At 67.6% G+C, this 12,497-nt stretch carries 10 protein-coding genes; 6 read left to right on the forward strand and 4 right to left on the reverse strand.

What is annotated here, in order from left to right:
- Nucleotides 1–53: 53 nt before the first annotated feature.
- Nucleotides 54–1,169 (forward strand): biotin/lipoate A/B protein ligase family protein, encoded by a 1,116-nt coding sequence (locus tag ACFVVK_RS14560; protein ID WP_390268169.1) that lies wholly within the window; start codon nt 54–56, stop codon nt 1,167–1,169.
- Nucleotides 1,170–1,228: 59 nt separating this feature from the next.
- On the opposite strand, the gene pepN is transcribed toward ACFVVK_RS14560, so the two are convergent.
- The gene (gene pepN / locus ACFVVK_RS14565; RefSeq protein ID WP_390268172.1) at nt 1,229–3,883 is read right to left on the reverse strand and encodes an aminopeptidase N; all 2,655 of its coding nucleotides are present in this window, start codon (nt 3,881–3,883) and stop codon (nt 1,229–1,231) included.
- Nucleotides 3,884–3,978: 95 nt separating this feature from the next.
- Complete coding sequence (locus tag ACFVVK_RS14570) at nt 3,979–5,007, reverse strand: YeiH family protein (protein WP_390268175.1); 1,029 nt, start codon at nt 5,005–5,007, stop codon at nt 3,979–3,981.
- A gap of 135 nt (nt 5,008–5,142) precedes the next feature.
- Here ACFVVK_RS14570 and ACFVVK_RS14575 point away from each other — a divergent pair, with 135 nt between their 5' ends.
- From ACFVVK_RS14575 to ACFVVK_RS14585, 3 genes are read left to right on the forward strand one after another with little or no spacing between them, the layout of a single operon-like run.
- On the forward strand, nt 5,143–6,738 hold the full coding sequence (locus ACFVVK_RS14575; protein WP_390268178.1) for a circularly permuted type 2 ATP-grasp protein: 1,596 nt from the start codon (nt 5,143–5,145) through the stop codon (nt 6,736–6,738).
- A complete protein-coding gene (locus tag ACFVVK_RS14580; protein ID WP_090956043.1) occupies nt 6,731–7,657 on the forward strand; it encodes an alpha-E domain-containing protein in 927 nt (308 codons plus the stop codon). Before ACFVVK_RS14575 ends, ACFVVK_RS14580 begins: the two co-directional genes overlap by 8 nt.
- Nucleotides 7,654–8,505, forward strand: a complete 852-nt coding sequence (locus ACFVVK_RS14585) for a transglutaminase N-terminal domain-containing protein (RefSeq protein WP_390268181.1) — start codon at nt 7,654–7,656, stop codon at nt 8,503–8,505. Before ACFVVK_RS14580 ends, ACFVVK_RS14585 begins: the two co-directional genes overlap by 4 nt.
- 24 nt (nt 8,506–8,529) lie before the next feature.
- On the opposite strand, the gene ACFVVK_RS14590 is transcribed toward ACFVVK_RS14585, so the two are convergent.
- Nucleotides 8,530–9,027, reverse strand: coding sequence for a pyridoxamine 5'-phosphate oxidase family protein (locus ACFVVK_RS14590; protein WP_390268184.1), 498 nt, complete (start codon nt 9,025–9,027; stop codon nt 8,530–8,532).
- 158 nt (nt 9,028–9,185) lie between these two features.
- On the opposite strand from ACFVVK_RS14590, the gene ACFVVK_RS14595 reads away from it, so the two are divergent.
- Nucleotides 9,186–10,886 (forward strand): GAF domain-containing protein, encoded by a 1,701-nt coding sequence (locus ACFVVK_RS14595; protein WP_390268187.1) that lies wholly within the window; start codon nt 9,186–9,188, stop codon nt 10,884–10,886.
- Between the two features lie 94 nt (nt 10,887–10,980).
- On the opposite strand, the gene ACFVVK_RS14600 is transcribed toward ACFVVK_RS14595, so the two are convergent.
- Nucleotides 10,981–11,712 (reverse strand): response regulator, encoded by a 732-nt coding sequence (locus tag ACFVVK_RS14600; protein WP_390268190.1) that lies wholly within the window; start codon nt 11,710–11,712, stop codon nt 10,981–10,983.
- Between the two features lie 282 nt (nt 11,713–11,994).
- Here ACFVVK_RS14600 and ACFVVK_RS14605 point away from each other — a divergent pair, with 282 nt between their 5' ends.
- Nucleotides 11,995–12,438, forward strand: a complete 444-nt coding sequence (locus ACFVVK_RS14605) for a universal stress protein (RefSeq protein ID WP_390268193.1) — start codon at nt 11,995–11,997, stop codon at nt 12,436–12,438.
- Nucleotides 12,439–12,497: the final 59 nt, after the last annotated feature.

The raw sequence follows: 12,497 nt of genomic DNA on the forward strand, positions 1-12,497 counted from the left end.
CCCGCACCGGCAACGGTGCGGGCTTTTTGCGTGAATGGGGCAGGATGGATGTCATGACATCCCATCCTGCGGCCACCAGTCCCGGCAGTTCGGGCCAGCCGGCCGCCCCTGACGGCCATCACCACGGTGAATACAAGGTTCCCGGCGGCAAGCTCGTGGTCGTCGATTTCGACGTCGTGAACGGCAGGCTGGCCAACGTGTCGCTCAGCGGCGATTTCTTCCTGGAGCCGGACGAGGCGCTGCCGGAGATCAACGGCGCACTCACCGGCCTCGGCGTCGAGACGAACGCCGCGGACATCGCGGCGGCCGTCACGGCCGCCCTGCCCGAAGGCGCCGTGCTGTTCGGCTTTTCCGCCGACGCAGTCGCGGTCACCGTCCGCCGCGCCCTGGCGAAGGCTACCGGCTGGGCGGACCACCACTGGAACATCATCGCTCCCACGGTCCTGCCTACCCGCGTCAACGTTGCCCTGGATGAAGTCCTGACCGAGGAGGTCGGCGCCGGGCGCCGCAATCCCACGCTGCGCTTCTGGGACTGGGAGGAACCGTCAGTGGTGATCGGCAGCTTCCAGTCCGTCCGAAACGAACTGCACCCTGACGGCGTAGCCCGGCACGGAATCACGGTGGTCCGCCGGATCAGCGGCGGGGGAGCGATGTTCATGGAGGCCGGCAACTGCATCACCTACTCGCTGTACCTGCCGCAGACGCTCGTGGACGGCATCAGCTTCGCGGACTCGTACAGCTTCCTGGACAGCTGGGTGATGGCGGCCCTGGAGAAGGTCGGCATCAGCGCCTTCTACGTGCCGCTCAATGACATCGCCACCGAGCACGGCAAGATCGGCGGGGCGGCCCAGAAGCGCCTCGCCAACGGCGGCATGCTCCACCATGTCACCATGAGCTACGACATCGACGCCGACAAGATGGTGGAGGTGCTGCGCATCGGCAAAGAGAAACTCTCCGACAAGGGCACCAGGAGCGCGAAGAAGCGAGTTGATCCGCTCCGGCGCCAGACGGGCATGTCCCGCGCCGAGATCGTCGCGGCCATGATGGACGTCTTTACCGAACGCTACAGCGCGACGCCGTCCGAACTCACCGAGGCCGAGCTGGAGGCAGCCGCGCGCCGGGTGGAGACCAAGTTCGGCGCCGCGGAATGGCTCCACCGGGTGCCCTAGGAGCCTTCATTCCCCATCGAGTGCTCCGTTACTGCCGTCTTGAGCCGCGAAATGGGCAATCACGGAGCACTCGATGATGCCTCAACGGTGCGGGCCTGCGCCGCGAGCGCGCGGTGCAGGTGGCTGCGCTGTTCGATGATGATCCGGCGCAGAGCAGGCGGCGCATCAGGGCGCGACGACAGCCAATGGTCGGTACGGAGAATCACGGCGTGGCGCTCCGGCGTACCGCCGTGGCCGTCGAGGTCCTGGCCCGCGGGGTAGAAACCGCGGACAATCCGGCTGGCGATTTCAATGCTCCGCTCCGCCCACACATGCTCCAGGCACTCGAAATAGGGATCGATAAACCCTGCCAAAAGCGAGGTCGGGGCGGTGTTGAACCCGGCAATGGTGGCGGTGAGCAGCTGGTTGGACAGCCCGGTGCCGTGGACCGCAGCCTCCCAGGCGGCGGCCTTGACGGACGCCTCCGGCCGGGCTGCGAGGGCCGTGGCGTGTCCGGACTTGCCTGCCGCGGTGTTGTCCCGGTTGAGCTCCCGGTCCAGTTGCTCTTGCGAAGCCTCGCCGTGGGCGGCGAGGGCGTGCCAGAAGTTCCAGCGCAGTTCGGCGTCCACGGCGAGCCCGTCAATCACGATCGTGCCGTCGAGGAGGCCCTGGAGCAGGCCAAGCCCGCTCGCGTCGTACCGGCTGGTGGCGGCCATGGTTCTGGCCCACGCCAGCTGCTGGTCGGACCCCGCAGCCGCCGCCTGCAGCTGCTCTGCCGCAGTGACCAGGAAGCTGCGGCGCACCTCGTCGCGCTGACCGCGCGGCACGAAGCGTTCGACCGCCGTTGAGGCGTTGCCCAGCACGTTCAGCAGGACCCCGATCCCGGGTTCCGCGGGCACAAACTGCCGTACGGCGTCGACGTAGAGGGCGGCCGGCGTGACGGCGTCGCGGGCCGAGTCCCAGAGCGCCGTCCAGCACAGCGCCCGCGCCATCGGGTCAGTCAGCCTGTCGAGGGAACCGCGCACTGTGGCCTCGGAGCGCGGGTCCAACCGTACTTTCGCGTAGCTGAGGTCGTCGTCGTTGACCAGCAGCAGGGCAGGCAGGGGTTTGCCAGCCAGCGCGGCCACGTCCGTCCGGGCGCCGCTCAGATCCGTTTCGACGCTGTCCGTGCGGACCAGGGCGCCGGCGTCGTCAAAGTCGTAGAGGCCGATCCGCAGCCGGTGCGGCCGCGGCTCCTGCCGGCCGGTGGCCGGGTCTACGGCATCCTGCAGGACGGCGACCGGACCGAGCACGTCCCCGCCGGGCTCCGCCGTCTCAAGGGGCTCCGCCATCTCCAGCGAAAGGGTGGAGATGCCGGAGGTCTGCAGCCACTGGCGGGCCCACTCCGCCAGGTCGCGGCCGGACGCGGCGCTCAGGGCGGCCAGAAGGTCGGCCAGCGTCGTGTTCGCGTAGGCGTGGTCGCGGAAGTACCGACGGGATCCGGCGATGAACGCGTCGAACCCGACGTAGGCCACGAGTTGCTTGAGCACGGACGCGCCCTTGGCGTAGGTGATGCCGTCGAAGTTCTGCTTCGCGGCTTCGAGGTCCGGAATGTCAGCGACGATGGGGTGCGTGGTGGGCAGCTGGTCCTGCACGTAGGCCCACGCCTTCCGGTTGTTCGCGAAGTTCACCCACGCCGTCTCCCAGCCCGTGGCCCGGTCCACACCCAGGGTGCCCATGTAGTCCGCGAAGGACTCCTTGAGCCACAGATCGTCCCACCACTTCATCGTCACGAGGTCGCCGAACCACATGTGCGCCATCTCGTGCAGGAGGGTGTTGGCGCGGCCCTGGTACTGCGAATCGGCGGCCCGGGATGTGAAGACGTAGCTTTCGGTAAACGTCACGAGACCGGGGTTTTCCATGGCGCCGAGGTTGTACTCAGGCACAAAGGCCTGGTCGTATTTTCCCCAGGGGTAAGGGAAATCGAAGAGCTGGTTGAAGAAGGACAATCCGTTCTTGGTGAGGTCGAAAAGCTCCTCGGCGTCGAAGGACTTGGCCATGGAGGCACGGCAGTAGAGCGCCAGCGGCACCTCCAGTGCTGTGCCGTCGCCCAGCGTGCCGGTCCAGGCGTCCTCGGCCTTGAAATACGGCCCAGCCAGGACGGTTGTGATGTAGGTGGACATGGCCCGGGTGGGGGCGAAATCCCAGCGGCTCGTGGCGGGGTCAGAGGTGAGCTGGGTGCGTGCCACCTCGGCGCCGTTGGAGGCCACCTGCCAGTCTGAGGGGGCCATGACGTGGAAAGTGAACTCGGCCTTCAGGTCCGGCTGTTCAAAGTTCGCGAACACCCGCCGCGCGTCGGCAGGCTCGAACTGGGTGTACAGGTAACACTGGCCGTCGGCCGGGTCGACGAAACGGTGCAGACCCTCACCTGACGTGCTGTACAGGGCTGTCCCGGTAACGGTGACCTGGTTTTGCGCCTGAAGGTTGTCGAGCCGGATCCGGGAGCCGTCCACGACGTCCGCCACGGGGAGGCCCTTGCCGTTGAGGAACACGCTGTGCACGCTGCCCGCGATAAAGTCCACGAAGGTCGACGCGCCAGGTTCGCTTGCCGAAAATGTGATGACGCTGCGGCTGGTGTAGCCGGCGACGTTCGGGTCAGCTGCTTGCCGGACGTCCAGGGAGACGTCATAGCTGTGCGCGGTGATGAGGGCGGAGCGGGCCTCGGCTTCGTCGCGGCCCAGATTCGAATTCGACACTCAACTATCTAATCACGGCAGCGTGTGCGCGGGATCACGCCCGGGCGGTCCGGAACGGGTCCGGAACGCGGGCAGGCGGCCCGTCGGCGCGGGGCTCAAGCAGAGGGGAACATCAGGAAGGCGGCGGCCAGGCCCAGCACGGCGATCAGCAGCCAGGATGCGAGCGCGGCGAGCAGCGCCCGGGCGCCGGTGTGGAGGAGCTGGCCCGCGCGGACCGCCGAGCCCAGCCCGAACAGCGCCATTCCCAATAGCACGTCCTGCACGACGGCGGCCGCGTCCAGGACCGCGGGGGAGAGCCACCCGGTGCTGCGCAGGCCGGCCATGGCCACGAACCCGAGGACAAACAGGGGGATCACCGGCGGCCGTTTAACGTCTTCGGCGCCGGGGCCCAGGCGGTGGTGGAAGCCGGCGGCGGCGACCATCGGCGCCAGCAGGATCACCCGGGTAAGCTTCACGACGACGGCGACCGCCAGGGCGGCGGCGCCGGCGGTCTGGGCCGTGGCGACCACCTGCCCGACGTCGTGCACGGAGGCGCCGGTCCATGCCCCGAAGATTTCCGGACCGAGGCCCAGCGGCCGCGCGAGCAGTGGCAACACCCCGATCGCCAGGGTCCCGCAGAGTGTCACGAGCGCCACCGGCAGCACGGTCTCTTCCTGCCGGATCCTGCGCACCGCGGCCATCGCCCCGATCGCGGAGGCCCCGCAGACGGCGAATCCCGTGGCCACCAGCAGCGATGTGCGGGGAGGCAGGCGGAACAGCCTGCCGATCCCGTACGTGCCGGCGAAGGCCGCGAGCACCACAGCCACGATCAGCAGCAGCGCGGCCCAGCCGAGGCCGAGCACGTCGCCAAGGCTGACTTTCAGGCCAAGGACCACAATCCCTGCCCGCATCAGGTGCTTGCCGGCGAAGTCCAGCCCGGGCCGCGCCGGCCCGGACGTCCAGGCCGCCACGCCCGGCAGGTTGGCGGCCAGCAGTCCGAAGACCACGGCGAGGGTCATTGCCGGCAGCGCGGGGAGCAGAAAGTGGACACCGACGGCGGCGGCCACCGCGGCCGCCGCGCCAAGGAGGCCGGGCACGGCCGAGGACACGCTTTTGTTGGGGGACACGCCCCTACATTGCCGCATTCTGACCGAAAAACAGTAACGGCGGGCGACGATGCGGGCGGCCAGGCCGGGCGCGGGCACCGCAGGGATCAAGCCGTGACCCCGCCCCGGCCCGCCGAAATGATTTCGTAACGAAAAAGTGGTTGGCTAGTCAGCATGTCTGACCTATTCCAGGATTACTCTGAGGCCGCCGGCCGCACCGGCGCCTACGACGAGATGTTTGCCCCCGGCCAGCAGGCCCGGAAGTCCTACGGGCAGGTCGCCGGGGCCTTGCGTGAACTGTCGCTGGCCGACGTGAGCGCCCGCGCCGACTCCATGGCGCGGACTTTCCTGGACCGTGGGGTCACCTTTGATTTCGCGGGCGAGGAGCGGCCCTTCCCCCTGGACATCGTCCCCCGGGTGATCCCGGCCGACGAGTGGAACGTGCTGGAACGCGGTGTGGCGCAGCGCGTCCGCGCCCTCGAGGCCTTCCTCAACGACGTCTACGACAAAATGACAGTAGTGTCCGACGGCGTCATCCCACGCCAGCTCGTCACCACGAGCGCCCACTTCCACCGCCAGGTGCACGGCTTCGAGCCCGCCGGCGGTGTCCGCGTCCACATTTCGGGAATCGACGTCGTCCGCGACGCCGCCGGCACCTTCCGCGTCCTGGAGGACAACGTGCGCGTGCCCTCGGGCGTCAGCTACGTCCTCGAAAACCGCCGGGCCATGGCCAAGGGCCTGCCGGAGGCCTTCGGCCAGCAGCTCATCCGCCCGGTGGAGGAGTACCCGCGCCGGCTCCTGTCCGCGCTGCGCAAGACGGCGCCTTCCGGGGTCGACGATCCCACCGTGGTGGTCCTGACGCCCGGCGTCTTCAACAGCGCCTACTTCGAACACACGCTCCTCGCCGGCCTGATGGGCGTCGAACTGGTCGAGGGCCGCGACCTCATCTGCCGCGGCAACCGCGTCTACATGCGCACCACGGCCGGTGAGCAGCGCGTGGATGTGATCTACAAGCGCATCGACGATGAGTTCCTGGACCCCCTGCAGTTCCGGGCAGACTCCATGCTCGGCTGCCCGGGCCTGGTCAACGCGGCCCGCGCCGGGGGCGTCACCATCGCCAACGCGGTGGGCAACGGCGTGGCCGATGACAAGCTGGTGTACAGCTACGTCCCGGACCTGATCCGGTACTACCTGAGCGAGGAACCCGTGATCGCCAACGTGGACACCTTCCGGCTCGAGGAGAAGGAAGCCCGGGAACACGTTCTGGACCGGCTCGACGAGCTCGTGGTCAAGCCCGTGGACGGTTCCGGCGGCAAGGGGCTGGTGATCGGCCCCGACGCGTCCAACGACGAACTCGAGGCCCTCCGCAAGCGGATCATCGCCGACCCCCGCGGCTGGATCGCGCAGCCCGTGCTGCAGCTGTCCACCGTGCCCACGCTCAGCGGGGACAAGTTCGGCCCCCGGCACGTGGATCTGCGCCCGTTCGCGGTCAACGACGGCGAGGACGTCTGGGTTCTCCCCGGCGGCCTGACGCGAGTGGCGCTCAAAGAAGGCTCGCTGATCGTCAACTCCAGCCAGGGCGGCGGTTCCAAGGACACCTGGGTCCTGGCCGATTCGCCGCAGGTCCCAGTCGAAGTCATCCCTCGGCCCACCATCGCGGTCCGGGAGCGGGTCTCGGTGTGGCCGGTGGAAAGCAACTGGCGTGACAGCCAGAAAGAGCAGCAACAGCAGCAGATTTCTGCCGCGCAGGAGGTAACCGCGAATGCTTAGCCGTATTGCCGAATCACTGTTCTGGATCGGCCGCTACGTGGAACGGGCCGACGGCACCGCCCGCATCCTCGACGTCCACCTCGAGCGCCTCAATCATCTGCCCATGGAGGAACAGCGCAGCGTGGCGCAGGAACTCCTGGCGGTCATGGGTGCCCGTGCGCAAAATGAGGATTTCGGCCTCCCGGAACTGCTCAACGCCCTCGCCTACGACAAGCAGAGTGCCACGTCCATTGCCGGTTCCCTGGGTGCGGCCCGGGAAAACGCCCGCCGCGCCCGCGAGACCGTCTCCTCCGGACTCTGGGAAAGCCTCAACACGACCTACTACGGGCTCAACCAGCACCGCAAGGACGTGGTGGGCACCTACCGCTTCTGCAACTGGGTACTGGAACGCACGGCCATGGTCAGCGGCCTCGCGGACACCACCGTCAGCCACGACGAAAGCTGGCAGTTCCTGGTCCTGGGCCGGTCCCTGGAACGGGCCGACATGACGGCCCGGATGCTGTCCACACGCGATGTCCTGTCCGCGGGCATGTCCTGGGTGAACATGCTCCGCTGCGCCGGCGCGTATGAGTCGTTCCTGCGCACCCGGCGGGCGGCGTTCGGGGACCAGCACGCGGCCGAGTTCCTGCTCCTGGACCGGCTGTTCCCGCGCTCCATCGTGTATGCCCTGCGTGACGCCGACGAGTGCCTGGCGAAGCTCGACCCCTCGGCCCAGCGTGTCGGCTTTATCAACGATGCACGCCGGATCGTCGGCCAGGCCCGCACGTTCCTGGAGTTCCACCGCACCGATGACCTCATGGCGGAACTGCCCGAGCATATGGAGCGCGTGCAGAAGGCGGTTTCGCAGGCCTCGGACGCCATTTCCCGTAAGTACTTCAATCAGGCAGACGAGCTGGCCTGGGTGGGAGAAGTTTCATGACCCGGCTGAGGATCGTCCACAAGACGGCGTACAAATACAACAAGCGCGTCACCCTGTCCTATAACGAGGCCCGGATGACACCGCTGACGGACCCGCAGCAGGTGGTCCTGGAGTCCTCCATGAAGGTGTCGCCCTCGCAGGCGGCCCAGAGCAGCTACCGCGACTACTGGGGCACGCGTGTGACGGCCTTCGACATGCAGATGGCGCACGAGCACCTCGAAGTCCTGGCCACCACCACGGTGGAGGTGCACCGGGTCGAGAGGATCGCCGCCGAGGCCGACATCGTCGGGTGGGACGTGCTGGCGGCGCCGGAAACGCTGAACCAGTTCAGCGACTGGATTCCGCAGTCCCAGCTGACGGGTCCCGGCGCCGAAGTGCTCGGCCTCATCCCCGGGGTCGTCGAGGGAAAGACGCCGCACGAGGCCGCCATGGCGGTCTTTGAGTGGATGCGCGGCGAAATGAGCTATATGAAGGGCTCCACCGGCGTCACCACCAACGCCGAGCAGGCGTGGAACCAGCGCCAGGGCGTCTGTCAGGACCTGGCACACCTCGCCATCGGGTCCCTGCGCAGCTGCGGGATCCCGGCCCGGTACGTGTCCGGTTACCTTCACCCGCGTTCGACGGCGGAGCTCGGTGAGGCGGTGGCGGGCCAGTCCCATGCGTGGCTGGAGTGGTGGGACGGCGAATGGCGCAGCTGGGATCCGACCAACCACAAGCCGGCCGGGGACTTCCATGTGACGGTGGCCCGGGGCCGAGACTACCGCGACGTGCCGCCGCTGAAGGGCATCCTGTCCGGCGGCGGGGGTTCGGCGCTGAACGTTTCGGTGGAGATCACCCGCCTCGCCTAGGCGCCTGCCCCCAGCTCAGCGGGTTTATTCGAGGCCGGACCGGGTTGCGTCGTCCAGCGGGTTCCACCACGTCGCCGGCGCGGTGACCTTAAAGCGGCGGCCGGTGACGGTGTCCGGCGTGACGCGGACGAAGTGCTCCTTCTTTCCGGCCTGCCACGGGAACAGCAGCAGCCCCACCGTGTCCATGACTTCCTCGGGGTTCTGCACAGCGGAGGCCTGTCCCTTGACCACCACGCTCCAGGCGATGCCGGTCTCGGCGTCCACGCCGTCCGTCTCCACGGCTACCGGCGTGTCGCCCGTGGCTGCCTGGAGTTTTGTGCCCTCCGCGGTACGGAACACCAGCGTGCCGTGGTCAACCTTGTAGTTGACGGGGAAGATGTCCGGATGGTCGTCCACCCAGACCGCCAGCCGGCCGACCGAGACGCTGCGCAGCAGCCGCCAGCATTCGTGATGGTCGAGGTGTTCGACGGCGTGCGGCGGCTCCTGGGACTGGCGGCCGGCCGGGTCCGCATCAGTACTCATGCCGGCGAGCCTACGGCGCAACGTCCGCCGCGAGCTAGGGCAAAAGGTCCCACCAGGCTTAACAAGGCCGGCTATCACGGGCCTTCCGGGGAGATTCGCGGTATTCTGGCATGAGGTCGTCAGCGTCGACGAGCGTCGGATTTGATTGGGGAAGCGACATGCATTCCACTGGTGAAAGCCATGGGCAGAGCGCGTCCGAAGTAAACCCCGGACTTGAGGAATGGCTGAAGGGTTTCGGTTCCAAAGCGGAGGAACTGCTTCAATCCAGGGAACGCATGGCGGGTTTGCTGGAATCAGTTGTGGCGGTGGCCGAAGACCTGAGTTTGGACGCCGTCCTGGAACGTGTGGTTAAGTCCGCGTGCCGGCTGTTGCATGCCCGGTATGGGGCGCTCGGGGTCATCGGCAAGGACCACGAGTTGAGCCATTTCATCACGGTCGGCATCGACGGTGAACTGTCCCGCCAGATCGGCCCCCTGCCCACCGGCCACGGCGTCCTGGGCCTGCTCATCTCGGACCCCCGGCCGCTGCGGCTGCACGATCTGCACCAGCACCCGGAGGCGTACGGTTTCCCTGCGCACCATCCGCCCATGCACTCCTTCCTGGGCGTTCCGGTCCGCGTCCGCGACGTGGTGTTCGGGAATCTCTACCTCACGGAGAAGGAGGGCGGTGGCGAGTTCACCGCTGAAGACGAAGCCCTGGCCGTTGCCTTGGCCGCCGCAGCCGGCGTCGCCATCGAAAACGCCCGGCTCTACGACGACGCGCGCCGCAGGGCCCGCTGGCTGGAATCAAGCATGGACGTCTCCGGGCTGATGCTCAGCACGGACCGTGACTACACCTCCGGTGGGCTGGACCCCATTGCCGGCCGCGCGCTCCACGAGTCCGGCTCGGACCTTGCCTTGCTAGTGGCGCCCGAAGCCAAGTCGCCGGGGCATGTGGTGATCGGTGTGGCCGGTGAACGCGGCCCGGTCTTTTCCGGGCGGTCCCTCCACCTGGAGTCGGAGCGCCTGGAGGGTGTCCTGGAGGGCGGCGAACCGGTGCTGTTTGACGACGCCTCGGAAATTCTGGGCGAGATCGACGCCGCGGTGACCGGGCCGCTGCTGGCTGTGGCGCTGAGCACCCAGGGCGCCCACCATGGTCTTCTCCTGCTGGCCAGGAACAAGGACTCCGTCCGCTATGCCAGGACTGACATCGAGATGGGCGCCGTCTACGGCTCCCACGTGGCCCTGGCCCTGGAACTGGCCCGCATGCACCGGCTGCGCGAGGAGCTGCTGGTGTTCACCGACCGCGACAGGATCGCCCGGGATCTGCACGACCTGGTGATTCAGCGGCTGTTCGCCGCCGGGCTGAGCGTGCAGAGCCTCACCCGCTTCACCAAGGATGAGCTCGCGCTGGAACGGATCCGCGCCATCACGGGCGAACTCGACGAGGCCATCCGGAGCCTGCGTGACACCATCTACTCGCTGAAGAGCAGCAGCGGCGAAACCGAATTGCTCAGCGGGCGGATCCGGCGGGTGACCAAGAGTTCGGCGAAAACCATGCCGTTTGCCCCGCGCCTGATCATCACCGGTCCGGTTGACGCCGTGCCGCTGGACAAGGCCGACAATGTGGTGGCGGTGGTCTCCGAAGGACTCAGTAACGCGATCAGGCACTCCGGGGCCGACTCGATTTCCGTGTCCGTCGCCGTGATCAAGGGCCAGGTGACGGTGGTCATCAGCGACAACGGCTCCGGATTCACTGATCCGGAAAAGCGCAACGGACTGATCAACCTCGAGGACAGGGCGCGGATGCTCGACGGCGTGTGCATCATCACGAGTACGCCCGATTCCGGCACCAGCCTCGAATGGTCGGTCCCGGTCTGACCTCAGGCTGCCTCACCGCCGGGCTGCCAGCCGGGCAGGGAACGTTGCCTCTGAACCTGTGCGGCTGGTGAACCCTGCCGGTGAACCAACGTGGCTAGTGAACGCTGTGAGGCCGGTTCGCGTCGCCGGACGTCGCACCGGACGCCACCGGGTAGGCCGGGCTGGCGATGAAGACCGCGGCCTGGGTGCGGCGTTCGAATCCGAGCTTGGCCAGCAGCGAGGACACATAGTTCTTGACGGTCTTTTCGGCCAGGAACATCTCGGCGGCGATCTGCCGGTTGGTCAGTCCGCCACCGACGAGTTCCAGGACCCTGCGTTCCTGCGGGGTGAGGGAGGAGGTGCGGGGGTCCACTTCCTGAGCCTCCACGAGGCTCTCCACGATGCCGGCGGCGACACCCTCGTCGAACAGGGATTCACCCGTGGCTGCGCGCCGCAGGGCGCCGATCAGGTCCGTTCCGCCGATCTCCTTCAGGACGTAGCCGCGGGCCCCGGCAAGGACGGCGCCACGCAGTGCCTGTTCATCATCAAAACTGGTCAGGATGATGCAGTTCAGGGACGGGTCCACCGATCGGACGTCGCGGCACACCTCAATGCCCGTCCCGTCGGGCAGGCGGGCGTCAAGCACACAGACGTCGGGATGCAGGGCCGGAATCCGGCGGGTCGCTTCCACTGCCGATCCGGAGCTGCCGACCACGAGGAAGCCTTCGCCTTCGAGGAGTTCCTGCAGCCCACGTCTGACGAGTTCGTGGTCGTCAAGGATAAATGCGCGGATAACCGCCGGAACGCCATCGGGTGACTTGAGGCCTGCATCTGCCCAGGCAAACATGGTTCTCCTGTCCGGCCGCGATTAGTGGACCGTTCGCTCCTGTACTTCGTTGACTACCCTCGACACTGCCATTCTTGTTCACCCGGTCGCAGGGGACAAGGGTCCTAGGGCTCACCCCGGCCGCTCCCGGCCAGCATTCCGCTTACGCTACCGTGCCTGCTCCTGCTCCTGGTCCTGGTCCTGCATGACTTTCGGCCCTTGGCCCCGGGGGAGGCTGGCGAAATCATGGTAGCGGCCACCCGGGGAGCGGTCGCCCGCCCGATTCGACGACAAGGACCACCGATGAATGACCGCAGGCAGATCCGGAGCATCGTGGTGGGCGTCGACGGGTCCGATGCGTCGCTCGAGGCGCTGCGGCGTGCGCAGGACCTCGCGGTGCCGTTGGCTGCCAACGTTATTGCCCTGGCGTGCTGGGACTACCCGCAGGTGTATGACGGCTACGTTGCCGTGGGCATCGATGACTTCGACGTCCGGGCGGGTGAGATCCTGACTGAGGCAGTTGCCAAGGCTCTTGGCCCGGAGGTCCCCGCCAACGTGGAAACCAGACTCACCCGGGGTCATCCCCGCCCGACACTGATTGAGGAGAGCAAGTCCGCGGACATGCTGGTGCTGGGCCGCAGGGGCCATGGCGGGTTCGGCGGCCTGCTCCTGGGATCGGTCAGCTCCGCTTGTGTTGCGCATGCGCACTGCCCCGTGCTGGTCGTGCACGTGCCAGAGGAGTCCTGACGCCGGTGGCCGGGCCCGACCGAAACCAGCAGCCCGGCTGAATCCGCTGCCATCCGGAG

Origin of the sequence: Arthrobacter sp. NPDC058192 (assembly GCF_042883665.1) — a bacterium.
Taxonomy (GTDB): domain Bacteria; phylum Actinomycetota; class Actinomycetes; order Actinomycetales; family Micrococcaceae; genus Arthrobacter.